The 22,419-nt window shown below is 42.2% G+C and carries 26 protein-coding genes; 19 read left to right on the top strand and 7 right to left on the bottom strand.

All coding sequences use genetic code 11. The features are described from left to right. Position 1 precedes the first annotated feature (1 nt). A complete protein-coding gene (locus tag CLOCEL_RS20025) occupies positions 2–1,909 on the top strand; it encodes a helix-turn-helix domain-containing protein (protein WP_010074014.1) in 1,908 nt (635 codons plus the stop codon). A gap of 168 nt (positions 1,910–2,077) precedes the next feature. Here CLOCEL_RS20025 and CLOCEL_RS20020 read toward each other — a convergent pair whose 3' ends face one another. Next, on the bottom strand, positions 2,078–2,704 hold the full coding sequence (locus CLOCEL_RS20020) for a helix-turn-helix domain-containing protein (RefSeq protein ID WP_010074013.1): 627 nt from the start codon (positions 2,702–2,704) through the stop codon (positions 2,078–2,080). 473 nt (positions 2,705–3,177) lie between these two features. Between CLOCEL_RS20020 and CLOCEL_RS20015 the strand changes: the two genes are divergently transcribed. Next, the gene (locus CLOCEL_RS20015) at positions 3,178–3,543 is read left to right on the top strand and encodes a hypothetical protein (RefSeq protein ID WP_242655188.1); all 366 of its coding nucleotides are present in this window, start codon (positions 3,178–3,180) and stop codon (positions 3,541–3,543) included. 33 nt (positions 3,544–3,576) lie between these two features. Here the strand turns inward: CLOCEL_RS20015 and CLOCEL_RS20010 are convergent, their stop codons facing one another. The 6 genes from CLOCEL_RS20010 to CLOCEL_RS19985 form a co-directional block, all read right to left on the bottom strand. Next, complete coding sequence (locus tag CLOCEL_RS20010) at positions 3,577–5,568, bottom strand: DNA polymerase (RefSeq protein WP_010074010.1); 1,992 nt, start codon at positions 5,566–5,568, stop codon at positions 3,577–3,579. Positions 5,569–5,664: 96 nt separating this feature from the next. Next, the gene (locus CLOCEL_RS20005) at positions 5,665–6,228 is read right to left on the bottom strand and encodes a DUF2815 family protein (RefSeq protein WP_010074009.1); all 564 of its coding nucleotides are present in this window, start codon (positions 6,226–6,228) and stop codon (positions 5,665–5,667) included. Continuing rightward, on the bottom strand, positions 6,221–7,363 hold the full coding sequence (locus CLOCEL_RS20000; RefSeq protein ID WP_010074008.1) for a DUF2800 domain-containing protein: 1,143 nt from the start codon (positions 7,361–7,363) through the stop codon (positions 6,221–6,223). Before CLOCEL_RS20000 ends, CLOCEL_RS20005 begins: the two co-directional genes overlap by 8 nt. Further along, complete coding sequence (locus CLOCEL_RS19995) at positions 7,356–7,760, bottom strand: hypothetical protein (protein ID WP_010074007.1); 405 nt, start codon at positions 7,758–7,760, stop codon at positions 7,356–7,358. The genes CLOCEL_RS20000 and CLOCEL_RS19995 overlap by 8 nt, the downstream gene beginning before the upstream one ends. A 2-nt stretch (positions 7,761–7,762) precedes the next feature. Beyond that, positions 7,763–8,011: a hypothetical protein gene (locus CLOCEL_RS19990; RefSeq protein WP_010074006.1), complete on the bottom strand. Its 249-nt coding sequence runs from the start codon at positions 8,009–8,011 to the stop codon at positions 7,763–7,765. Then, entirely contained in the window at positions 7,990–8,364 is a 375-nt protein-coding gene (locus CLOCEL_RS19985) for a hypothetical protein (RefSeq protein WP_010074005.1), read from the bottom strand. The genes CLOCEL_RS19990 and CLOCEL_RS19985 overlap by 22 nt, the downstream gene beginning before the upstream one ends. 184 nt (positions 8,365–8,548) lie before the next feature. Between CLOCEL_RS19985 and CLOCEL_RS19980 the strand changes: the two genes are divergently transcribed. From CLOCEL_RS19980 to CLOCEL_RS19900, 17 genes are all read left to right on the top strand, one after another. Then, the gene (locus tag CLOCEL_RS19980; RefSeq protein WP_010074004.1) at positions 8,549–8,974 is read left to right on the top strand and encodes a DUF7768 domain-containing protein; all 426 of its coding nucleotides are present in this window, start codon (positions 8,549–8,551) and stop codon (positions 8,972–8,974) included. Then, on the top strand, positions 8,965–11,232 hold the full coding sequence (locus CLOCEL_RS19975; protein ID WP_010074003.1) for a phage/plasmid primase, P4 family: 2,268 nt from the start codon (positions 8,965–8,967) through the stop codon (positions 11,230–11,232). Before CLOCEL_RS19980 ends, CLOCEL_RS19975 begins: the two co-directional genes overlap by 10 nt. Before the next feature lie 216 nt (positions 11,233–11,448). After that, positions 11,449–11,727, top strand: coding sequence for a VRR-NUC domain-containing protein (locus CLOCEL_RS19970; protein WP_010074002.1), 279 nt, complete (start codon positions 11,449–11,451; stop codon positions 11,725–11,727). Continuing rightward, the gene (locus tag CLOCEL_RS19965) at positions 11,711–13,081 is read left to right on the top strand and encodes a DEAD/DEAH box helicase (RefSeq protein WP_010074001.1); all 1,371 of its coding nucleotides are present in this window, start codon (positions 11,711–11,713) and stop codon (positions 13,079–13,081) included. Before CLOCEL_RS19970 ends, CLOCEL_RS19965 begins: the two co-directional genes overlap by 17 nt. Positions 13,082–13,160: 79 nt before the next feature. Then, entirely contained in the window at positions 13,161–13,391 is a 231-nt protein-coding gene (locus tag CLOCEL_RS19960) for a hypothetical protein (protein WP_010074000.1), read from the top strand. Between the two features lie 2 nt (positions 13,392–13,393). Then, positions 13,394–13,801, top strand: a complete 408-nt coding sequence (locus CLOCEL_RS19955) for a sigma factor-like helix-turn-helix DNA-binding protein (RefSeq protein WP_010073999.1) — start codon at positions 13,394–13,396, stop codon at positions 13,799–13,801. A 141-nt stretch (positions 13,802–13,942) separates the two neighbouring features. Further along, positions 13,943–14,311 carry an HNH endonuclease gene (locus CLOCEL_RS19950; protein ID WP_010073998.1) on the top strand — a complete coding sequence of 123 codons (369 nt, stop codon included), beginning with the start codon at positions 13,943–13,945 and terminating at the stop codon, positions 14,309–14,311. Between the two features lie 115 nt (positions 14,312–14,426). Next, entirely contained in the window at positions 14,427–14,966 is a 540-nt protein-coding gene (locus CLOCEL_RS19945; protein WP_010073997.1) for a P27 family phage terminase small subunit, read from the top strand. A gap of 1 nt (position 14,967) precedes the next feature. Beyond that, positions 14,968–15,750: an S-adenosylmethionine synthetase N-terminal domain-containing protein gene (locus tag CLOCEL_RS19940; RefSeq protein WP_010073996.1), complete on the top strand. Its 783-nt coding sequence runs from the start codon at positions 14,968–14,970 to the stop codon at positions 15,748–15,750. Positions 15,751–15,759: 9 nt separating this feature from the next. Then, complete coding sequence (locus CLOCEL_RS19935) at positions 15,760–17,016, top strand: site-specific DNA-methyltransferase (protein ID WP_010073995.1); 1,257 nt, start codon at positions 15,760–15,762, stop codon at positions 17,014–17,016. Further along, positions 17,009–18,745, top strand: coding sequence for a DNA cytosine methyltransferase (locus CLOCEL_RS19930; protein WP_010073994.1), 1,737 nt, complete (start codon positions 17,009–17,011; stop codon positions 18,743–18,745). The genes CLOCEL_RS19935 and CLOCEL_RS19930 overlap by 8 nt, the downstream gene beginning before the upstream one ends. A gap of 30 nt (positions 18,746–18,775) precedes the next feature. Then, positions 18,776–19,324: a hypothetical protein gene (locus tag CLOCEL_RS19925; protein WP_010073993.1), complete on the top strand. Its 549-nt coding sequence runs from the start codon at positions 18,776–18,778 to the stop codon at positions 19,322–19,324. 186 nt (positions 19,325–19,510) lie between these two features. Further along, positions 19,511–20,182, top strand: a complete 672-nt coding sequence (locus CLOCEL_RS19920) for a hypothetical protein (protein ID WP_010073992.1) — start codon at positions 19,511–19,513, stop codon at positions 20,180–20,182. Between the two features lie 5 nt (positions 20,183–20,187). After that, a complete protein-coding gene (locus CLOCEL_RS23910) occupies positions 20,188–20,577 on the top strand; it encodes a DUF4314 domain-containing protein (protein WP_010073991.1) in 390 nt (129 codons plus the stop codon). A gap of 121 nt (positions 20,578–20,698) precedes the next feature. After that, positions 20,699–21,646 carry an amidoligase family protein gene (locus CLOCEL_RS19910; RefSeq protein WP_010073990.1) on the top strand — a complete coding sequence of 316 codons (948 nt, stop codon included), beginning with the start codon at positions 20,699–20,701 and terminating at the stop codon, positions 21,644–21,646. Beyond that, the gene (locus tag CLOCEL_RS19905; protein WP_341271455.1) at positions 21,606–22,196 is read left to right on the top strand and encodes a gamma-glutamylcyclotransferase family protein; all 591 of its coding nucleotides are present in this window, start codon (positions 21,606–21,608) and stop codon (positions 22,194–22,196) included. Before CLOCEL_RS19910 ends, CLOCEL_RS19905 begins: the two co-directional genes overlap by 41 nt. Further along, complete coding sequence (locus CLOCEL_RS19900; protein ID WP_010073988.1) at positions 22,196–22,405, top strand: hypothetical protein; 210 nt, start codon at positions 22,196–22,198, stop codon at positions 22,403–22,405. The genes CLOCEL_RS19905 and CLOCEL_RS19900 overlap by 1 nt, the downstream gene beginning before the upstream one ends. The last annotated feature ends 14 nt before the right edge of the window (positions 22,406–22,419 follow it).

Raw genomic sequence — 22,419 nt, 5'->3', positions numbered from 1 at the left:
ATTGGCAAAATACGAATCGTTCAAAGCATATCTAGAAGACAATTTTATAGATGATATGATGGCAAGGCTATCTTCCTTTGTTGTAACGCAACCGAAGGATAGCTTTGAAAATGATGTAATTTCATATGTTACTTGGGTGAGTTTACAAGATATTCATGTATCTGGAGTTACCTTTAAAGATATGGGAAATGATGAACTGGAGATTCGTGCCACAGTCGATGCTGATATAGAAGTAGCGGGAAAAACTAGATATGGACAGGAAACCTTTGAGGACTGCAAGTGCTATAATATATTCTTCCGAGCATTGTTACAGAACGGATTGCACAATGTGAGAATAACCAATGTTTCAGAGTATGATGTAAGTCGTTATGAACGAGATAGAAGTCTTAGCCAAAATCTTGTACCTTATATGTACGAAGAAGATGTAGAACGTCATGCAGAGGATTTCTTGCGTAGACATTATCCGAAGGCACTCATGCAGCCAATGGCATTACCTGTAGAAGAGATTGTAGCTTCTATGGGGATGAAGCTATATTTTGCTCCATTGGAAGAAGGTGTATTTGGTAAGACTTATTTTGGATCCGAGAAGGTCATTGTATATACTAATATTTTACGCAAGGAAACTTGCGAAATAGTAACAGAACCGGGAACAATGCTGATAAATCCAAATGTCTATTTTATGTATAATATTGGCACAGCAAATAACACGATTATTCATGAGTGTGTACATTGGGATAGACATCGTAAACCGTTTGAATTGCAAAAAATTCTGCAAGGAGACTGTAATCATATTTCTTGTGAAATAGTTGAGGTTTATGAGGGAATTCCGCAAGATGCACCTGCATTGAAATGGATGGAGTGGCAGGCAAATCAGCTTGCACCTCGTATTCTTATGCCAGCAGAAATGACCAAAAGAAAATTAGATGAATGCTTACATAGACTTCATGCCGAATATCCAATGATGCGAAACGCTGAATTAATGGAACTTGCAGTAGGAGAGTTGGCTACTTTTTTTATGGTATCTGCTATTGCTGCTAAAATTCGAGTAATCGAGTTAGGATATGATGAGGCTCATGGTGTACAGGTGTTCTCAGATGGAAAGTATCTTCCACCATTCTCTTTTGCAAAGGGAACATTGGGAAAGAACCAAACATTCGTAATTGATGAGAAAAATGCAATTTTTGTCATTTTTATGGATCCTGTACTAAGAGAATTATTTATAGATGGTAAGATAATATATGCAAATAGCATGGTTTGTTTGAACACAGCCAAATATATAGAACTTAATGAGAATGATATGCCTATTCTTACAAGGTATGCACTAGAACACGTAGATGAGTGCTGTTTTGTGTTTGATAGGAACATTAGTGCAAGTACGAGTTATAGTGATACTTTCTATCGTAGATGTTTTTTGTGCCGAGATGTTACTTCTGATACATTTATTGAGGCAAACTATAATCCAAACCATAAGGATAATCAGGGCAAAATTACTAGAAGAGATGAACTTTCAAAGGTTGTTGTTTCTTCCGGAAAAATTGCTGAAATTATGGAAGAATTACCACAAGGGTTCGGAAAAACATTAAAGTATCACATGGAGAGATTAGATGTTAATGAGTCGGAATTAAGTTATAGGAGTAATATATCTACACAGACTATAAGTAAATATATTAACCAAGGAAGCTGTGAAAAAAAGTATGCAAATGTAGTGGCTATCTGTAAAGCATTGTATATGAATCCTGTTTTTATGGAAGACTTGTTGGCAAAAGCTGGATTTGATAAAAAATACGACCAAGTAGCATATTTTGTTAAGTTTTTAATTTGGAATCATCCAGACGATTCTGTGGAAGAGTGGCAAAGCAAAATTGATGATGCTCATGTAAATTTGAAATTACCAGAAAGAAAAGAATAAAGAAATTTTTAAAGTGCGACTTTAAAATACTCATCAGAATCTATAAGGGTTCTCACGATTTTAAGAAAAATAAAATCGTGAGAACCCTTATTTTTATGCCTTTTTTACTTAAAGTGGCACTTGATGGGCAAACGAAAAATCAGTGCGATAATAAAAATAAAAAGATAATTATGATAGGTCAGCAAGGAACTTATCAACTATTTCATGGAAGAACTCCTTAGTGATTTGATTATGCAAATACATATCGTAGATTTGGAAGTACCTATCAAAGAATGCATTTATACGTTTATTGGATTCATCACTGTTTCCGCCATAGAGGATGTCAGATTGAAAATCATCCAACTGGTCTTCAGTGTAGCGGTCAGTAGGACCAATGTCAAAGTAACTAGGAAAAAGAAAGCCGTTGTACTGTATGTGTTTTTTTTCAGTATTACAATCTGGATACCCATCAAATGTTTTGTATGGTGTATAGATTTCTTCTTCACGAGAAATATCAAATTTTACAAGTTTTCGTTGCTCCAAAAGAGAAGTAAATAGTGTACATATTTCTTTTTCGGATAGTTTGTTTGTAGGCTTTTCAAAACCAAGAAGAAAATCTACGGAAACTTGAAAATGGTCAGCAATTTTGCAGATTTGTTCTAAGGTAAATCGTTGTCCACCTTTATTGTTGAAAGCACGACTAAAGTTTGGCTGCGACATATCAATCTTTTCTGCCAGTTGTTGTTGAGTAAGACCTTCTTGTTCCATTAAGGTTTGGATATTTTGATTTAATATATCAATATTCAGATTACTCATAATACATGCCCTTTCCGTATATGAAATGTAAAAAACTATTACAATATGAGTTTTGCTTATATCATACAACTTTTTTTAGAATTATACCAGAAGAATTTTAGCAAGTTCTGAGTTGAATCATCACGAAGTGATGGTCGAACTGAGCATTTGCTCAAATAAAAAAATATTTATAGCCTAGCGGCGCGCGACGTCAGGCGAGGATCCATATTGAATTCTACAAGACATAAGGTCTTTTGTAGGGTTTGATAAATCCCCGCTTAATTGTCGTGCGGTTGTTGGTGTCCTCGTCTGGTGGCGTAGCCAGGGCGGAAAGAGGACAAACAATGACAAAGAAGGCTAATTTAGTAACTATTAACAATCCAATCTACATTCCAATTCTTGAGGAAGACTACGGAACAATTCAGTATTATGAAAATCTGGGGATTCCGGTTCGTTGGATTGTGATGCATGGTGTTGGTCGCTATTATGCGATTATGGAAGGTGATTCAGCGGTTGAGGCAAAACGTATGACGGATGGATTATGTGCAATGGTAAGAAAGGATATCCGTGCGATGCAGAGACAGAATGAAAATGAAACTTCTTATGATGCGCTTGTAGAAGAAGGCTATGATGCTGCAACAGATGAAAACGACCCAGCTAATGTAGTTTCAGACCTTATGTTGGTTAAAGATTTACTTGCAGAATGTGAGAAATTAACAGATGAAAAGAAGCGTATCTGTAAGGGAATTGCAGAGGAAAAGACGGAACGTGAGATGGCAGCAGAGTTTGGAATTCCACAGACAACTTTGCATGGCAGAAAGGACAAGCTGCTTAAGGAATTGAAAAAGAAATTAGATTAAAAGGATAGCCGGGTATGATGCCCGGCTTTTGCTTTAATCCTTTTTATAAAATTGTGTTTCATAGCCATCAGCACGGAGCAGTAAGCCTTCAATCCATTCTGGAACACGTCCCATCTGTTCGCAGATAGCCTCCAAGGATGCATCCTGTCTGCATTCGATGATAACTTCATCGTGTACATGACCTACAATGAAACAGTGGCTTAAGGTACGAAGTGCATAGCAGAGAATGTCACGGCTGATTGCCTGTACGATGTTTTCGACAAATTTGGGACCGTATGATTCGATGCGTTCCCACTTTTTATTTGTACCCACACCTTCGTAAGTGACTGACTCGCCCCCAAATTTATTCTCTCCAATGCGAGGTTTCACATAAGCCAATCGTCTGCCGGATGGAAGAACGATGAAGAGCATGGCACTTTTGTAGATGAAGCGGATGCCGTGGGTCTTCGTAGCAGTACGCTCCTTAATAGCACGTTTTACTGCATTGTCAACATCCCACCAAAATTGTACGATGTTTGGGTTGGCAGCTCTCCAAGCATCAACAAGTGGCTGGAGTTCTTCTTCGGCAAGTCCCATATCCAAAGCACCCATAGAGGTTAATGCTCCCACGCTGCCGCCATAACCTAACGCTAATTCTGCGATTTTACCTTTCTGACGAAGGTGGGCATTCTGACCGTGCTTTTCAACAGGTACACCGAACATCGCAGATGCAGAAGCACAGTAAATGTCTCCGTTATCAGCAAAAACCTTCATACGCCATCTTTCCTTGGCTAAGTGTGCGATTACCCTTGCTTCAATAGCACTAAAGTCTGCTACAGCAAATTTGTATCCTTCACGAGGGATAAAGGCTGTACGGATGAGTTCAGAGAGAACACCCGGCACATTATCATAGAACATATTGAGGATTTCGTAGTCCCCGGATTTTACAATGTCACGGGCAACATCCAAATCTTCCATATGATTTTGTGGCAAGTTCTGTAACTGAATGATGCGACCTGCCCATCTGCCTGATCTATTTGCACCATAGAACTGGAACATACCTCTTGCTCGTCCATCGTCACACACAGCATTCTGCATGGCTTGGTATTTCTTTACAGATGATTTGGCGAGCTGCTGACGAAGTGTAAGAACATCAGCCACATCAGTTGGTACGGTCTTAAGTAATTCGATAACAGCCTTTTTATCTAAGGAGTCGGTATCTACTCCTTTGGCTGCAAGCCATCCTTTCATTTGTGCTACGGAGTTCGGATTCTCAAGGTCTGTCAAATCCTGCATGGTAGCCATTAAAGTTGCTTTGCTGATAGCATCAATTCTAATAGCATTTTCCACAACATCCATATCAAGAGCAATGCCTCTGTCATTGATTTCTTGGTCGAGATGATATTCTTCCCACACAAATTCAGGAACAGGATAGTGGGAGAGTTTCTTCTGTATATTCATTTCAACCTCAACATCCCTTTTATTGTAGGCTTTGAATAATTCCCATTTATCCGGTGCGTGTTCTGGTAGATTACGGGTTCTGCCACCATTGACCTTGGTTGCTGCACAAGGTTTGCAGAAGTAACGAATGAGGTCTTTGCCTTCCTTTAGTTTCTGTTCTTCTAATCCAAGAACAGCACCGACACCTTCTAACGAGAGTGGGAGTCCCATGTAAGCTGACCAGATCATGGAGCATCTCCAAGCAGATGGGTCGAGATAGTTTCCAACGGAATCTTCCGGAATACTGTAAGAGCAGAAGAGTTCCGGGTAGTTACGTTTTAGCCAAATGGAGAGGAACACTCTCTCAAATGCTGCATTGAATGCCCATTTGATAACGGAATCATCAACAAGTGCTTGTAATATTTCATCCGGTATGGATTCTCCGTTTGCTACATCAATTACAATAACGGATCCGCCATCAACAGAATATGCAAAGAGTAAAACCTCAGAATCCGAGGATTCACTGTATTTATATACACCACATTTTGCCAGATCTATACTTGAATAAGTTTCAATATCAATCGATAAAGTCCCAATTTTACGCATTTTGTCACCTTCCTATTAAAAAAAATAGTGGCAGCAAGGCGGTTTGCCTTGCCACCACGTGGATACCAATTGTGCCACCAGTTGGTTACGAATTATTTATGAGAGGAAATCGTCCTCATCAGAAGTTGCGAAGTCATCCTCTGCACGAGACTTGCCGCCTAAAGGCTCTCCGTCACGAATCTTCTGCAAGTTATTCAATCCGCAGGCAATACCTTTATTGCCATTTGAATTGAATGCGTAGAAGTTGATAGATGCTCTACCATATACACCAGAGTAAACCTCTGAACGTTCAATGATAGGCTGTCTGTCTGCATCTACGATACCAGGAGCAGTAGCGGAATTAGCATTTACGAAATATGCATTTGCATATGCCGCATCGTCTGGACGTTCCAAATCGCCATCGCGAAGTGGAGTTTTAAGAACAGAGAGAGCAGGAACTGTCTTTCCATTACCCTTAAGTTTAGACTCGCCCTCTTCGTAAGCCGCCTGAATAGCTGCCTTAATCTTGTTGATAGTTGCAATATCATCCTTTGGGATGATGAGGGACACGCTGTATTTAGGTGCACCTCCATTGATTGATTTTGGTTCCCATGCATTAACAAAGGACCATCTGGTATTCACGCCTGTGATTACCTTAGTAGGAATACTCATATTAGCCATTGTCTTGTCCTCCTTCATTTTCTTTGAAATCTTCTTTGGCTGTACTCATTGCCTGTCGTTTGTCTGAGATTGGCACGAGTGTTGGTTTGCCCGGTGGCTTGGCAATTAGTCCACTTAAGAGTTCCTCAAACTTCTTCTTACCGAGAAGCGAGGTCATTGCTGTGATACCGAGAAGTTTCTTCTCGTAAGGGTCAAATCCGTGGTCTTTTACGATGAAAGCCACAGCATCCTCATCGGTGTACTTACGGATTGACCTTCCTTCGACTACCTTAAAGCCTTCATATTCTGTTCCGCTTAAGGCCTGTTGAAGTGCATATTCTTTAATGTCATTAGCCCACGATACCAGCTCGTCCACCTGTGAAAGGATGGCGGCAATTTCAGTATCGTTAAGGTTAATAGGCATCTCGAAATCGTACTGAGCCAGTTTTAAGTTTTCCTCTGCTCGTTTACGGCAGGTCGCTTTGACACGACAGAACTGGCAATGCTCACCTGCACTAAATTCTCCCTCGCCATTAAAGGCAAGCTGTGCGGTAGGGGCAAGAACCTCATCTGCCCATTTTAGTAATTCTTCCTTGGAGATTTCGTATGTACTTACGTTATCCCTACGAGGTTGGAAGATGGTCATTTTAACTGTTTGGATATCATAGATTCCGTCGAACAACTCCAATGCTCCAAGTGCATAGCACAGCATTTGGGAGTTGTTGTTTGCCGATACCAGAACCCCAAGTCCGTGTTTGTAGTCGATTACATGGATTTCTCTATCGGCTACGATGACACAGTCTCCAGTACCGAAACCTTCCGGCACCCACTTGGAGAAGTCCAAGCGTTGCTCGATTAAGATTTCAGGGTCATTGCAGAGTTCTTTTGCAGCCGCCAACTGTTCCATAACATAGGAGCAGTATTGGTCGGAGCAGTAATCCATTTCCGTATCAAAGAACTCAAGGTTTGCAGTAGGGTCAGATACATTTTTACCTAATGCGTGTTCTACCTTGTACTGGCAGAGTTCGTGTGCGTCCGTGCCTTGCTGGGCATACGGACTGGATTTATTTTCTTCAACAGCACACAGCTTTGCACTTGGTGGACAGTTTATCCAACGATGACTGGCTGATGCTGATAAGAGCGCGTGTTTAGCCATTGGTGAGTCCCTCCACTTCTTTAACAAGGGATGGATACTCCGATGAATCCAATTTTGTGAGATTATCTACACCTCGTTTTGTAATCATTTCTTTTACCTGTTCTCTGAATCCGGCTTTGGATTTTGCAGAGAGAATGGCTCTGACTTCCTCAAGGGTATATGTCTTTTCAGTTTCTTTCTTTGGTGTGGTTTCCTTTTTAGGAAGTGCAGCTTTTGGTTCTTCTTCTGTAACAGAAGAGTAGAAATCCTTAAGTGCGTTAGCCGCATTCTGTAGTGTGTTTCCACAAGATACGATGTTTTCGCATAAGTCTTTGAGTGCATTGGCAGATGTTACTAATGCGTTGCCACACTCGACCATGCTGTCCAAAATTGCTGAAAGTTCCTTCATTTTTCCCATTTTTACTTTCCTCCTACGATGATGAGATTTCCGACCTTAAGGTCATGCTTGTCCAGAGTCACGTTATAAGGTTGGGATATTCCAAATCCTCCAGGTGCGTGATGTGGAAGGACAGTACCAACATAGAAGTTTGTGTGTTCTTCCGTAATTAGAACCGGAACAGCGATTCCATTCCAAGGGTACGCATCGGTGTGACCGTGTTTGTGTTTGACATTGATTGTCTTGCCTGTTAGTCCGTTGTTTTCGTGCATTGTTTTTCTCCTTTTGACATATGATTTTCTGTGATTTTTCGTGCCAGCCTTTTGGTTATTACGCTGATGGCTATAAGCACGTCTGCGAGTTCTTCATCAATCGATGATTCGATGAATGTTTCCCTGTTATCAGCTGCCATTTCAACACCACCTTTCTGATTGGGTCTTTTGCCTTTCACTATCCTTGGGTCAACAAATCCGGTTTTGAACGGATTTTTTTTTGACTTTTTTTTCAGGAAGTTTTTTGTGGCTTCATTGCCTTTCACTATCCTTGGGTCAGTAAATCCGGTTTTGAACGGATTTTTTTTTTGACTTTTTTTCAGGAAGTTTTTTGTGGCTTCATTGCCTCTCACTATCCTTGGGTCAGCAAATTCGATTTTGAACGAGACTTTTTTGAAAATTTTTCATAGCAGTTTTTTGCATATAAAAGGAAGAAACTCAAAAATTTTCGATTTTCTAAAAATAATTCCGTTCAAAACGAAACTTCGTGACCCAAGGATAGTGAAGAGATAAATTCATAATTTTTTAACGAAAGGGGTGAGTCCAGATGGGATAACTTATACAAACGCAGAGGGCTATAGCGACCCAGTTCCTTTTCGGGCAATAGCCAATATGGAAAAGGCAGAAAAGAAGTTCAGACCGATTGTTTATATCTGTTCTCCGTATTCTGGGGATATAGAAGGGAACACGCTGAAGGCTCGAAAGTACAGCAGATTTGCTGTAGACCAAGGTGCAATTCCGATAGCACCGCATTTATTACTTCCTCAATACATGGATGAAAAGACAGAAAGAGACCTTGCAATGCAGATGGATATGATTCTGCTTGCACATTGTTTAGAGATTTGGGTGTTCGGTTCTTTTATTTCAGAAGGAATGGAAGCAGAAATTGCGAGAGCAAAACAGAAAAGAATGACAATCCGTTATTTCACGGAGGATTTAAAGGAGGAAGAAAAATGCAGTTAACAATTTTTAACGCAGCCTGTGTCGGCAATGCCAAGAACTGCACCTACCCACAGAAATGCGTGGTAACGAGTGCAGAGGGGTTGATTGATGCAGTAAAGTTCGACCACGTTTGTGCTGAATATCAGAAGAACTACAGAAATGTCAGTAACTTCATTCAGTCGGATGTAGTGGTCATGGATTTGGATAACGACCATTCAGATAATCCTGCTGACTGGGTTACGGCAGATATGTTGGACGAGATGATGCCGGACATTTCCTATGCGTTGGCACCTAGCCGCCATCATATGTTGGCAAAAGACGGACAGGCACCAAGACCGAAGTACCACGTTTACTTCCCAATTGCTGTGTGTACCCATGCAGATGACTACGCAGCATTAAAAAGAGCCATCCACAAAGCCTTCCCGGTATTCGATGGAAACGCATTAGATGCGGCTCGCTTTATCTATGGTGCTGATTGTACCGAGGTTGTGTGGCATGAAGGCTGGGTAACGATTGATGAAGAAGTACAGATTGAAGAAGACGAAGAGGATACATCCACAGGTGGAGTTATCCAAGCGGGTACGAGAAACAATACCCTTTCTCGTTTTGCAGGCAGAGTAGTGAAACGCTACGGAGCCACAGACAAAGCACACGAGATTTTTCTCGAAGAAGCTGAAAAGTGTGACCCGCCATTATCAGATGAGGAACTTAAGACCATCTGGTACAGTGCTGTGAAATTTGCAAAGAAGATACAGGGGCAGGATGGATATGTTCCGCCGGATGACTACAACGATGATTTCGGTGGTGGAGAAGGTGATTCCCTAAAGCCGGATGATTATTCCGATGTCGGACAGGCTCGTGTGCTTTGTAGGGAGTACGGGGATGAACTTAAGTTTACTGCTGCCACAGACTTTATTCGTTTTGACGGAGAGGTGTGGGTGGAAGATAAGCAGATGGCTGTCGGAGCCTGTGTGGAATTTTTAGACCTTCAGCTTGCAGATGCCAACGATGAGTTGGAAAGAGTAAGAAAACAACTGATAGATGCAGGTATTGCCGAGTCCACCGTGAAGGCAGGTTCAAAGGCGGTAGCAAAGGAAGTAGAAGGAGACCAGCTCGGTCTGTTCTATGCGTTGCTTGCGGCTGAAAAGTACATGGCTTTCACTATGAAACGCAGAGATTACAAGTATATTACTTCGGCTCTGAATGTGGCTAAGTCGATGGTTACCATTAAGGTTTCCGACCTTGATAAGAACCCAGTTCTTCTTAATACACCATTTGCTACTTACAACTTGGAAAAGGGAATGGCAGGTGTGCAACCACATGACCCATTCGACCTTATTACCAAAATTACAGAAGTATCTCCGGGAGATGAAGGTATGGATATTTGGCTTGAGGCCTTAGAGACATTCTTCTGCGGTGATCAGGAACTCATCGAATATGTACAGATGGTTATTGGTCTTGCAGCAATTGGCAAGGTGTATGAGGAGTTCATCATCATTGCCTACGGAGATGGTGCAAACGGTAAATCTACCTTTTGGAACACCATTGCTCGTGTGCTTGGAACCTATAGCGGGAAAATTTCATCAGACATTCTCACGATGGGAAACAAGGTAAACGCACAGCCAGAGATGGCGGAGCTTAAGGGCAAAAGACTCATCATTGCATCCGAGATGCAGGAAGGTGTGCGTCTTAATACAGCTATGGTTAAGCAACTTTGTTCCACGGATGAAATACAGGCATGTAAGAAATATAAGGATCCCTTCCATTTTATGCCTGCCCATCAGGTCGTGCTGTACACCAACCATTTACCTCGTGTCGGAGCCAATGATGACGGTATTTGGAGACGATTAAAGGTCATTCCATTCAATGCAAAAATCAAGGGCAACTCTGACATCAAGAACTATGCTGATTACCTTTTTGAGAATGCCGGTCCCGCAATTATGAAGTGGATTATTGAAGGGGCAGAAAAGGTAAGCAAAGCAAATCATAAGGTGGCTGACCCGAAGGTCGTAAGAGATGCGGTTGAAGCCTACCGTGAGGACAATGACTGGCTTGGACACTTTATTGCCGAGTGCTGTGAAGTGGATGACTCCTTTGAGGAAAAGTCAGGAGAGTTCTATCAGCAATATCGTGCTTACTGCATTCAGAACGGAGAGTATATCCGTAGTACCACGGACTTTTATTCTGCCATTGATAAAGCAGGATTCTATCGACACAAAACCAACAAGGGTGTGATGGTGCATGGCGTGAAACTCAAAATGGGAAATGATTTCATTTAACTTTTAAGAGTGCAGGTCGGTGCAAGTCAGATACTAACTTTTTGTGTTTGGCTTGCATTTGCACAAAACCCTTATTTTTAGCCATTTGTGATGGTCGTTACAGTCTATTCCTAAAGTTACCTATAGAGATAAAAAAATAGAAAAAATTGATATAAGGGGAGTTTAGGAAATGAGGTTCTTGACCATCACTTTTGGAAAATTTGATGGAGGATTGCGATGCGAGAGAAACAGATAGAAAAGAAGTTAATCACGGAAGTGAAAAAGCGTGGTGGCATTTGTCCTAAGTGGGTGTCCCCAGGATTTGATGGGGTTCCAGACCGAATTGTCTTATTACCTGGTGGAAAGTTTGCCTTTGTGGAAGTTAAGGCTCCGGGAGAGAAACCAAGACCTTTACAGGTTTCAAGACACAAGCTACTACGCAGATTAGGATTCCGTGTGTATGTGTTGGACGATATGAGCCAGATTGGAGGAATATTAGATGAGATTATGCTATAAGCCTCATGCGTACCAAGAGTATGCGATTGAGTTTATAAAGAAAAATCCCATAGCAGCAATCCTGCTTGATATGGGTATGGGAAAGAGTAGTATTACCCTTACTGCCATCATGGAACTAATGTATGACAGCTTTGAGGTTTCCAAGGTTCTCATTATTGCACCCCTTCGTGTAGCAAAGCATACATGGAGCGGAGAGATAGAGAAATGGGAGCATCTCAAAGGATTACGCTATTCCATAGTGGTTGGAACAGTAGCACAACGAAAGAAAGCATTACAGAAGGATGCAGATATTTACATCATCAACCGTGAAAATGTACCGTGGCTGATTGAACAAAGTGGACAGCCCTTTGACTATGACATGGTTGTAATTGATGAACTATCTTCTTTTAAGAACTGGCAGTCCAAACGATTCCGTTCCCTTATGAAAGTAAGACCGATGGTTAAGAGAATGGTTGGTCTTACCGGAACACCGTCATCCAATGGCATGATGGACTTGTTTGCAGAATATAAGGTGCTTGATATGGGAGCAAGACTTGGAAGATTCATTGGTCAGTACCGACTGAATTACTTTAAGCCGGACAGGGTTAATGGACCTATTGTGTATTCCTACAAGCTGTTACCGGGAGCCGAGCAGCAGATTTATGAGAAGATTGATGATATCACAATCTCCATGAAAGCTACCGACTACTTGGAAATGCCTAGTCTTCTAAGTACGGAATATCCGGTATACCTTAGTGCAAGTGAACTGGATACATACGAAGAAATGAAAAAAGACCTTGTCTTAAGTCTCCCCGGTGGAGAAATTACAGCATCCAATGCTGCATCACTTTCAGGAAAGCTGTCGCAGATGGCTAACGGTGCAGTTTATACCGATGATAAAAGCTACATCGAATTCCATGATAAGAAGCTCGATGCTTTGGAAGATATTATCGAGGCAGCCAATGGTCAGCCACTTATGGTTGCTTATTGGTATAAGCACGACCTTATCCGAATTGAGGAAAGACTAAAATCCTTGGGAGTGCAGTATCAGCGTTTGGATTCAGATGCATCCATCGAAAAATGGAACAGGGGAGAACTTCCTGTGGCACTTGTGCATCCGGCATCAGCAGGTCACGGCCTTAATCTTCAAAGTGGTGGTTCAACTCTTGTGTGGTTCGGAATCACATGGTCGTTGGAATTATACCAACAGACAAATGCCCGTCTGTATAGACAAGGTCAGACGGCAAGTTGTGTAAAAATCATCCACCTTATATCCAAGGGTACGATAGATGAACGAATCGTAAAAGCGTTGTCTGATAAGGACAATACACAGGCGGCTTTAATCGATGCGGTTAAAGCAGACCTAAATCAATGACAATCAATGACAATCAATGACAATCAAAGACAATCAGAGTCAATCCAAGGGAAATAAAAATTTTCGGAGGTATTGATGAATGCAAGGAAGTAATACAGAGGATCCATATACAGGACTTGCGAATGCGATTATATTGCAGGCTGTGAAGGATTACAGAGATGCCCTTAAGAAATTATCAAGAGGAAGGGCAAATAAAGATGCGGAAATAAAGAAACAGGAAATATTAAACTTCTTTCGTTCCGATTGGTTTGGTGTTCTTACAGAAATCGACCCCGAAATGCTGATTCGCAAATTGGATGAGGAGGTTTAAGCATGACAGTAAGAGAATATTTAAGCCAAGCCTATCGTTTGGAACAAAGAATCGCCCTTTTGAAAGAGGAGATTGATACATTAAGAGAACTGGCATCATCGGTTGGAAGTCCTGGTCTTGAAGAACATTATAATGCGACTAAAAATACAGATGCCCCATATATCAAGACCCTGCTTAAGATTGATGAGTACGAAAGGGAGTATATGGAGAAGTTGGAAAGCCTCCTTGTTACGAAGAAGGAAATCATGGAGGTTATCGGTACATTGGAGAACCACGATGAACAGATAGTTTTGACCTACCGTTATATCAAAAACTATACGTGGTCACAGATTGGGGATGTCCTTCACGCTGATGAAAGAACCATTAGAAGATGGCACGATAGGGCAATAAATAAAATAAGTTGTCCGTAAATGTCCGTAAATGTCCAGCAATGTCCGACTCCCATATGTGATATTGTTATCATAGCAAAATGGATAACAGAACAGCCTTCATGGTGGCAGCCCCACTGTGAGGGCTTTCTTTATGCCTAAAAACAGTAGGAGGTGAGTAGGATGCCCAAGAAGCCAAAACGTCCGTGTTCCAAGCCGGGATGTCCCAACCTTACATACGGAAGGTTCTGTGAGCAACATCAAAAGGAAGAGAACAAACGCTACGAGACTTACGACAGAGACAAAGCTGCTGTAAACCGTAGGTACGGACGAGTGTGGAAAAGGATAAGGGACTCTTATGTGAAGAGCCACCCAATGTGTGAGAAGTGTTTGGAGAAAGGATTGTACGTTCCTGTGGAAGAAGTACACCACATCAAACCTTTGGCAGAAGGTGGAACACATGACAGAAGCAACCTTATTTCTTTATGTAAGTCTTGCCATTCAAGAATCCACGCAGAACGAGGAGACCGTTGGCATAAGAACAGCGGGTAGGGGCGGTTCAAATCTCTACAGCTAATATAGTGTGCAACGGGGTGGGGGTCACACGCGCATTTTATAGAAATCAAACAGGGTATTAAACCCCCAATCGTTAGAAAGTGAGGAAAACATGGCAAAAGACGGAACAAACCGTGGCGGTGCCCGTGTAGGAGCAGGTCGAAAGTCCAAGGCTTTGGTCGACAAAATGAACGATGGACAGTCAGCTACCGTTATTTCATTACCAGACCCGCCTACATTCACAGGCGAGGATGTTCCGCCAATCAAAGATTATTTAACATCCAAACAGAAAGCTGGCAAAGACCTCTGTGCAGCAGAGGTGTATAAGGAAACTTGGAACTGGCTGAAAGAGAGAGGCTGTGAAAGACTCGTTAACATACAGCTTATAGAACAGTATGCGATGAGCGTGTCCCGTTGGATCCAATGTGAGGAATGCATAAGTGAATTTGGCTTCCTTGCAAAGCACCCAACTACAGGAAATGCCATAGCCAGTCCGTATGTTGCGATGTCGCAGCAGTACATGAAACAAGTGAATCAGATTTGGTATCAGATTTTTCAAGTGGTAAAGGAGAACTGCTCGGTGGAATTTTCCGGGGCAACACCACAGGACGATGTGATGGAAAGACTCCTTCGTACACGGAAAGGAATATAACATGATTGAAAAAGTAAATCCAAGCCATCCGGACAAGGTGGCTGACAGAATAGCAGGAGCCATTGTTGATTTGGCTTATGAAACAGAAGAAAATCCTAAGATTGCAGTTGAGGTCTTAATTGGACATGATGTGTGCCATGCGATTATCGAAACCTCTGCTCATATTGTTGAGGAAGTAGTGAAACAGGCAATCAAGCGTATTGCAGGAGAAATGAAAACTGATATTGTGATTGTTCCACAGGATGTGCATCTTTCACATAATCAGTCGGTAGAGGTTCGTTGTGGAGATAATGGTATCTTCAAAGGTATGCCTCTTACAAAGGAACAGAGAACTCTGTCTGAAATTGCCCGTGAGATTTATGAGGAGTATCCGACTGATGGTAAATACATCCTTGATGGCAGCAGACTTATTATCTGTCAGAGCAATGCAGACAGAACTAAGCTGGAAGAGAAATACAGCTTTGCGGAAGTAAACCCTATCGGTGACTGGACTGGTGGTACGGATGTAGATACAGGTGCTACCAATCGAAAGCTAGGCTCTGATATGGCTGATGCAGTAACAGGTGGTGGATTACATGGTAAGGATTTGTCGAAAGCAGATGTGTCTTTAAACATCCATGCATTCTTGAAAGCACAGAAAACAGGAAAGCCTGTGGAAATTTGCTGTGCAATTGGTGATGTGATGATTGGCGGCATTCCTTATGCAGAAATCGTAGAAGAAGCGAGAGCATTTATTCGTTCCATCGGTGGCTTTGAGAAGTTTGCCGAATGGGGATTGTATTAGAGGTGGAGTATGCAGACTACAACAGAAATGAAACTTGTATCAATTGACAAATTGATACCTTATGTGAATAATGCCCGTACCCATAATGCAGAGCAGATAAATAAACTTCGTGCTTCGCTCCGTGAGTTCGGGTTCATCAACCCTGTCATCATTGATGGGGATTACAATATCATTGCAGGTCACGGAAGAGTGATGGCAGCCAAAGAGGAGCATATTGAGGAAGTTCCGTGTGTTTTAGCTGACCATCTTACCCCGGCACAAAAGAAAGCATATATCATTGCCGACAACAGAATGGCACAGGATGCAGGCTGGGATGAAGAACTCTTGCGTATTGAAATCGAAGCCTTACAGGCAGAGGCTTTCGATATCGGACTTACAGGTTTTGAGGAACAGGAAATTGCAGACCTTTTTGGTACGGAAGATGACAAAGTCGAAGATGATGATTTCGATTTAAACGATGCACTTGAAAAGGCTGCCTTCGTAAAAAGAGGAGATGTCTGGCAGGTTGGCAGACACAGACTTATGTGTGGAGATGCCACAAGTGAGGAAGATGTGGCAACGCTGATGGATGGTAAGAAAGCAAACCTTATCGTATCAGACCCACCATACGGTGTATCTTTCCAAAGTTCCGATGGCCTTACTATTCAGAACGACAGTATCAAAGGCGAGGAATTTTATAACTTCCTGTTACAGGCATTTAAGAACATGGCAGCACATCTTGAAAAAGGTGGAGCTGCTTATATTTTTCACGCAGATACAGAAGGCTTGAATTTCCGTAGGGCATTTCAGGATGCAGGATTTCATTTGGCAGGCTGTTGCATTTGGGTTAAGAACTCCTTAGTTCTTGGGCGTTCTGATTATCAGTGGCAGCACGAACCTGTGCTTTACGGATTTTTACAGAATGGAAAACATCCGTGGTATTCTGACCGTTCGCAGACAACCATTTGGAACTTCGATAAGCCAAAGAGAAATAAAAACCATCCTACTTCAAAACCACTTGATTTGCTTGCATACCCTATTGGTAATTCGAGTCAGGCAAATGGAATTGTAGTAGATACCTTTGGTGGTAGTGGTTCAACGCTTATGGCATGTGAGCAGACAAATCGTATCTGTCATACGATGGAACTGGATGAAAAGTACGCATCCGTGATTCTCCGCAGATATGTGGAGGACACAGGAGACGCAGACAATGTGTATGTCATTCGAGATGGAGAGCAGATTCCATATTCTGCTTTGGTAGTAGAAGTGGAGGGCAGCAATGAGTAGAACTTTAACGCTTGGCAGTCTTTTTGATGGCTCGGCGGGATTTCCTTTAGGAGGCTTGATTTCCGGTATAACCCCTTTGTGGGCATCGGAGATTGAGCCTTTTCCTGTTCGTGTCACAACAAAGAGACTGCCACAGGTGGAACATTTGGGAGACATTACTACCTTAAATGGTAGTACACTTGCTCCCGTAGATATCATAACTTTTGGAAGCCCATGTCAGGATATGTCCGTGGCAGGGAAAAGAGATGGCTTGGGCGGTTCACGCTCAAGTCTTTTTTATGAAGCAATCAGAATCATTAAAGAAATGAGGGAGGCAACCAATGGAAAATATCCAAGATTTATCGTCTGGGAAAATGTCCCAGGAGCATTCTCCAGTAACAAAGGAGAAGACTTCCGTGCAGTCCTCGAAGAAATCTGCAAAGTCAAAGACGAGCAAGTGTCTGTTCCTAGACCTTCAAAGTGGGAAAACGCAGGAGAAATCTTGGGAGATGGTTACTCAGTCGCATGGAGATTATTCGATGCACAGTTTTGGGGAGTACCCCAACGAAGAAAGCGTATCTACCTTGTCGCAGATTTTGCAGGTGGGTGTGCAGGAAAAATACTATTTGAGTCAGAAAGCGTGTCTGGGTATTCTGCGAAGAGCCGCCAGCCGTGGAAAGCAACTGCCGGAGATACTTCAGAAGGCATTGGAGAAACAGGCACAGACCGCTTGATGTTTGAGAATCACAGTCAGGACACGAGATATACCGGTCCCTTGGAAGTAGCACAGACAGTTTCGTCTACTTATGGAACTGGTGGAAATAATCAGCCATTTGTGGTTGAGACACCAAAGGTGTATGGTATCTGTGCCAAAGAGAGTAATTCCATGAAATCGGATAATCCGAACAGCGGATTTTATGAAGCTGATACAGCACGTTGCTTGGATGCCAATGGAGGAAATCCATCGTGCAATCAAGGCGGTATGGCTGTGGTTTCATTACAGGGCTCCATGATTGGAAGGAAGGATGAGAACGGTCCACAGGGTGATGGAATCAGTGAGGATGTCTCATTCACATTAAATACAGTTGATAAACACGCAGTTGTTTATGCCATTGACAGAGAGGCTTTTAACTGTGGTCAGAATTTTGCAAGAGTTCCGGGCATTACGGATGATGGGATTAATTCCACATTAAATGCACAGGGACCAAGTGCAGTAGCAGTTCCTACCTTTAGTTCAAGTAAAGCATCATTCTTTACGAATGCAGAGGAAGAGCTGGCAAACACATTAGTGGCTACAGATTATAAAGACCCACCGATTATAAACGATGTCAAAACGGCATCGGGCAAGGATGTATTTGGAACGCTTGCTGCAAGTATGGGAGAGAAACAATGGCTCGGCAATCAAGAGGCTTTCAGCGGTGACTATCATATCGTTGAGCCTGAGTATATTGTCAGAAGGCTCACTCCAACAGAGTGTGCGAGATTACAAGGATTTCCTGATTGGTGGTGCGATGATCTGGAAACAGAGAATCCGACTAAAGAGGAGATTGCTTGGTGGAAGAATGTATTTTCTGTTCATGCGAAAGCAATGGGCAAGAAGATAAAGCCGAAAACAGACAGCCAGATTATCAAATGGCTTAAGAATCCACATTCCGATTCTGCGGAATATAAGATGTGGGGTAACGGTGTAGCCTTACCGAATGTGGTATTCGTTTTATCGGGCATAAATTATTATGCCAAATGTGAGTAGGAAAAATAATTTATTATGGAGGAAAAGAAAATGGCAGTTAGTGGATGGCAGGTAAACCTGTCTGGACAGAAGATTCCAATTTATAAAATGAACGATAACGGAAGTTGTAGTTCTACAAAGATTGGAAATATTACAAAGAATGAATGTTTCGTGGAAGGTACAGTTCCGGGAACAGGATGGGAAGGCGTCGATGCTCCAGCAGTAATTCTTGACGCTAATCACAATATGGTTATGGGTGTTTTCCCAGAGGAGTATTGGGGATGTGAGTTTGGTGATTTTGCAGACTACGCTTCCAATGGTACATCTTGGGTGGCTGTAAGCACAAGAAAGCGTAAAGTACAGTATGCGACAAGAGCATATTATGCTGACGGTTCTAAGTGCTGCGACTTACCTGCAGGTTCTTATGTATGGTTAACTGCAAACTGTACAAGAGGTCAGAGCAACAAGAACTACTGTGCTGTAGAAAAGGTACAGACTGCGGCAGGAAAGACATATACTTTCTCTGGTTGTGGTTTCATCGACTTAACCTACGGTGGCAGATGGGTAAATGTTGGTAGCATTCTTTTAAGAAAAGCGTAAGCCTTAAATGAGTAGACGGGAGTGGGGATTTCCACTTCCGTTTTTCACATATTCCCTATGTACTATGCACAAATTATGTAGGAATTATTCGTGTGGTATTCTACACGTTTTATCTGAAATAATCGTTGCTATTACACCGATAGTACGGGAATATGTGTACTACCAAAAGAATAGGAGGTACGCAAAATGGTATTACATTTTAATGTAAGCGGGGATGCTCGCAAGAAAATGGTTAAAGCCATTGAAAAGGAACTGGGAGTCAAAGCAAAGTATCTTGGAGTTCCATCATGTGCATATCAAATCGACATTTTTAGGGTTGAGAAGGATGGCACACTTTCGTGGGAAGACTTGAATGATACAGACCCAGTCGGAATTGAAAAGAGTAGCAGAGTGGTGGATGCTTGTGTAATGGAAACAGGCAACTCCCCAACAGAGTGGGATGAAACCACAGAAACGAATGAACTTATCATTTCGGTTCTAAAGGAAGGCTTTACAGATGAGGCAATCGACAATCTTTTTAGAATCCTTGAGAGCAAGGGCAGATTGTTCAGCAGTGCATTTAAAAAGCAGAGCCTAGTGATTAACGTAAAAGATGACAAGATTGAGTTCCCTTGGTTCTCTGAATTGGATCCACAAAGGGTGCAGACATACACAAAGTTTGTTACAGCCATTTGTGAGATGGCAAAGAACCAAAAGAGAATCACGGCAAAGCCAAGGGAAGATGAGAATGAGAAATACGCATTCCGCTGTTTCCTTTTGAGACTTGGATTCATCGGTGATGAATTTAAGGCAGACAGAAAAATTTTACTTGAGAACCTTGATGGTTCTTCGGCATTCAAAAAGCAAAAGGAGGAGTAGGAATAATGAGATTTCCAAGCAGAGAGATTGTAGAACAGGTAAGAAAAGAATATCCGGTTGGAACGAGGGTGGAGCTGGTGCAAATGGATGATTTCCAAGCACCACCGATTGGAACGAAGGGAACAGTAAGGGGAGTCGATGACACAGCATCCATTATGGTTTCTTGGGATAATGGTAGTGGACTCAATGTTGTCTACGGAGAAGATGCTTGTAGAAAATTGGATAGCGTTAAGATAATCTGCTACGGTAAGGAAGAAACATGGGATTCTCGCAAAGAGGCAGCTGATTTTTACCTCAGAGCAATTGCGGGTTCAGAAGGTAGTGAATGTGAACGTTACACCAAGATTTATACCGAACTATTGATGGGGCTTACTACTTGCACAGATGAGGAATAAACCACCATAATGTACACAATTTGATGTGTGTATCTTTGTGTAGTAGTTGTATTGATAATATCTGCATAGTACGGGAATATGTGTACACCGAAAGGGAAAACACATAAAACGGAGGCAGACAATGAACGAAAAAACAGCAAGACAGATTGAAGAAATGAAGAAACAGACCATCGGAGTTGAGGTTGAGATGAACAACATCAAAAGAGAAAAGGCAGCAAAACTTGCAGCCGGATTTTTCGGAACCAACCGATTTGAATACACAGATGGAAGAAACGGATACTGCACTTGGTCAGCATGGGACGAGCAGGGAAGAGAATGGAAATTTCAAAGAGACGTAAGCATTGCAGGAGCAGACAGCGAGAAATGCGAATTGGTAACGCCAATCCTTACCTACGCAGACATCGAAAAACTGCAGGAACTCATCCGAATTTTAAGAAAGGCTGGAGCAAAGAGCGATGCCACAAGAGGATGCGGAGTTCACATCCACATCGGAGCAAACGGACACACACCACAGAGCCTTAGAAACTTGGCAAACATTATGGCGAGCCACGAAAGCCTTTTAGCAGATGCCTTAAAACTTGACCGAGGCAGAATGAACAGATATTGCAGAACGGTTGACCCACGATTTTTGGAACAGCTTAACAGAAGAAAACCAAAAACCATGTCGGCATTGGCAGACATTTGGTACAACAGCCAAAACGCAGGTTACGGCAGAAACCACCATTACAACGACAGCCGATACCACATGTTAAACCTTCACGCAACTTTCACAAAGGGAACGGTTGAATTTCGACTTTTCCAATTCGAAGCACCTGCAAACGGAAAGCAGAACGGCTTACACGCAGGACAGCTTAAAGCTTACATTCAGCTTTGCCTCGCACTTAGCCAATTGGCAAAGGAAGTAAGGTCAGCAAGTGCAAAGCCACAGCAGACCGAAAATCCAAAATACGCAATGAGAACTTGGCTCCTTCGCCTTGGATTTATTGGGGATGAATTCAAAACAGCAAGAGACCTTTATACGAAGAGACTTGACGGAGACACAGCTTTCCGAAGAGGTCGAGTGGCTTGAAGAGAATAGCCACAGGCCTGCCTTTGACCGCCACGGCGGTCTTAAGGTGGTAGAAGGGTATAGCCCTAGAAAGGAAGGAAAGCAGATGAAACGATATTATTTAGCCTACGGCAGCAACTTGAATGTAACGCAGATGAGATTTCGATGCCCAACAGCAAGGGTGGTTGGAACAGCAGTAATTGAGGATTACGAACTTTTATTTAAGGGTAGCAAGTCCGGTTCTTATCTTACGATTGAACCAAAGGAAGGTGCGAAAGTACCTGTTGCAGTTTGGTCGGTGGAAGAAGAGGATGAGGCTGCACTTGACCGATACGAAGGATTCCCAACCTTTTATTATAAAAAGGAAATGCAGATTGTGGTAACAGGCATTAAAAGTAAAAAAGAACGATTGAGAGACGCTTTTGTTTACATCATGCACGAGGACAGACCATTTGGGATACCAACATGGAATTATGTGCAGACCTGCATCACAGGATATAACACCTTTAAATTCGACCAAAGCCTTCTGATGAACGCAATCAGAAAAAGCAGAAAGGAGCTTGGAATATAATGAAAACAAACAACATTGCAAGAATTCAAATTTGCCCCTTCTGTGGCAATTCATACCGAGGAGTGCCTGCTACTTCAAGGAAGGATGGTAAAACGCCGATTTGCCCCGACTGTGGAACGAGAGAGGCACTTGAAAGCATAGGGGTTTCCAAAGAAGAACAGGATTCCATAATTCAGACAATACATCAGTGCGAACAGCGCGGATTATAATATACACAATTATG

The sequence above is a fragment of the Clostridium cellulovorans 743B genome (genome assembly GCF_000145275.1).
Lineage (GTDB): Bacteria > Bacillota > Clostridia > Clostridiales > Clostridiaceae > Clostridium_K > Clostridium_K cellulovorans.
Note: the sequence above shows the minus strand (reverse complement) of the source record. Positions and strands in the feature narration are given on the sequence as shown.

Coding starts and splice junctions, on each gene's coding strand:
- CLOCEL_RS20020 (WP_010074013.1), bottom strand. CDS start 2,704: ATGAGTAATCTGAATATTGATATATTAAATCAAAATATCCAAACCTTA.
- CLOCEL_RS20015 (WP_242655188.1), top strand. CDS start 3,178: ATGGAAGGTGATTCAGCGGTTGAGGCAAAACGTATGACGGATGGATTA.
- CLOCEL_RS20010 (WP_010074010.1), bottom strand. CDS start 5,568: ATGCGTAAAATTGGGACTTTATCGATTGATATTGAAACTTATTCAAGT.
- CLOCEL_RS20005 (WP_010074009.1), bottom strand. CDS start 6,228: ATGGCTAATATGAGTATTCCTACTAAGGTAATCACAGGCGTGAATACC.
- CLOCEL_RS20000 (WP_010074008.1), bottom strand. CDS start 7,363: ATGGCTAAACACGCGCTCTTATCAGCATCAGCCAGTCATCGTTGGATA.
- CLOCEL_RS19995 (WP_010074007.1), bottom strand. CDS start 7,760: ATGGGAAAAATGAAGGAACTTTCAGCAATTTTGGACAGCATGGTCGAG.
- CLOCEL_RS19990 (WP_010074006.1), bottom strand. CDS start 8,011: ATGCACGAAAACAACGGACTAACAGGCAAGACAATCAATGTCAAACAC.
- CLOCEL_RS19975 (WP_010074003.1), top strand. CDS start 8,965: ATGCAGTTAACAATTTTTAACGCAGCCTGTGTCGGCAATGCCAAGAAC.
- CLOCEL_RS19970 (WP_010074002.1), top strand. CDS start 11,449: ATGCGAGAGAAACAGATAGAAAAGAAGTTAATCACGGAAGTGAAAAAG.
- CLOCEL_RS19965 (WP_010074001.1), top strand. CDS start 11,711: ATGAGATTATGCTATAAGCCTCATGCGTACCAAGAGTATGCGATTGAG.
- CLOCEL_RS19960 (WP_010074000.1), top strand. CDS start 13,161: ATGCAAGGAAGTAATACAGAGGATCCATATACAGGACTTGCGAATGCG.
- CLOCEL_RS19955 (WP_010073999.1), top strand. CDS start 13,394: ATGACAGTAAGAGAATATTTAAGCCAAGCCTATCGTTTGGAACAAAGA.
- CLOCEL_RS19950 (WP_010073998.1), top strand. CDS start 13,943: ATGCCCAAGAAGCCAAAACGTCCGTGTTCCAAGCCGGGATGTCCCAAC.
- CLOCEL_RS19945 (WP_010073997.1), top strand. CDS start 14,427: ATGGCAAAAGACGGAACAAACCGTGGCGGTGCCCGTGTAGGAGCAGGT.
- CLOCEL_RS19940 (WP_010073996.1), top strand. CDS start 14,968: ATGATTGAAAAAGTAAATCCAAGCCATCCGGACAAGGTGGCTGACAGA.
- CLOCEL_RS19935 (WP_010073995.1), top strand. CDS start 15,760: ATGCAGACTACAACAGAAATGAAACTTGTATCAATTGACAAATTGATA.
- CLOCEL_RS19930 (WP_010073994.1), top strand. CDS start 17,009: ATGAGTAGAACTTTAACGCTTGGCAGTCTTTTTGATGGCTCGGCGGGA.
- CLOCEL_RS19925 (WP_010073993.1), top strand. CDS start 18,776: ATGGCAGTTAGTGGATGGCAGGTAAACCTGTCTGGACAGAAGATTCCA.
- CLOCEL_RS19920 (WP_010073992.1), top strand. CDS start 19,511: ATGGTATTACATTTTAATGTAAGCGGGGATGCTCGCAAGAAAATGGTT.
- CLOCEL_RS23910 (WP_010073991.1), top strand. CDS start 20,188: ATGAGATTTCCAAGCAGAGAGATTGTAGAACAGGTAAGAAAAGAATAT.
- CLOCEL_RS19910 (WP_010073990.1), top strand. CDS start 20,699: ATGAACGAAAAAACAGCAAGACAGATTGAAGAAATGAAGAAACAGACC.
- CLOCEL_RS19900 (WP_010073988.1), top strand. CDS start 22,196: ATGAAAACAAACAACATTGCAAGAATTCAAATTTGCCCCTTCTGTGGC.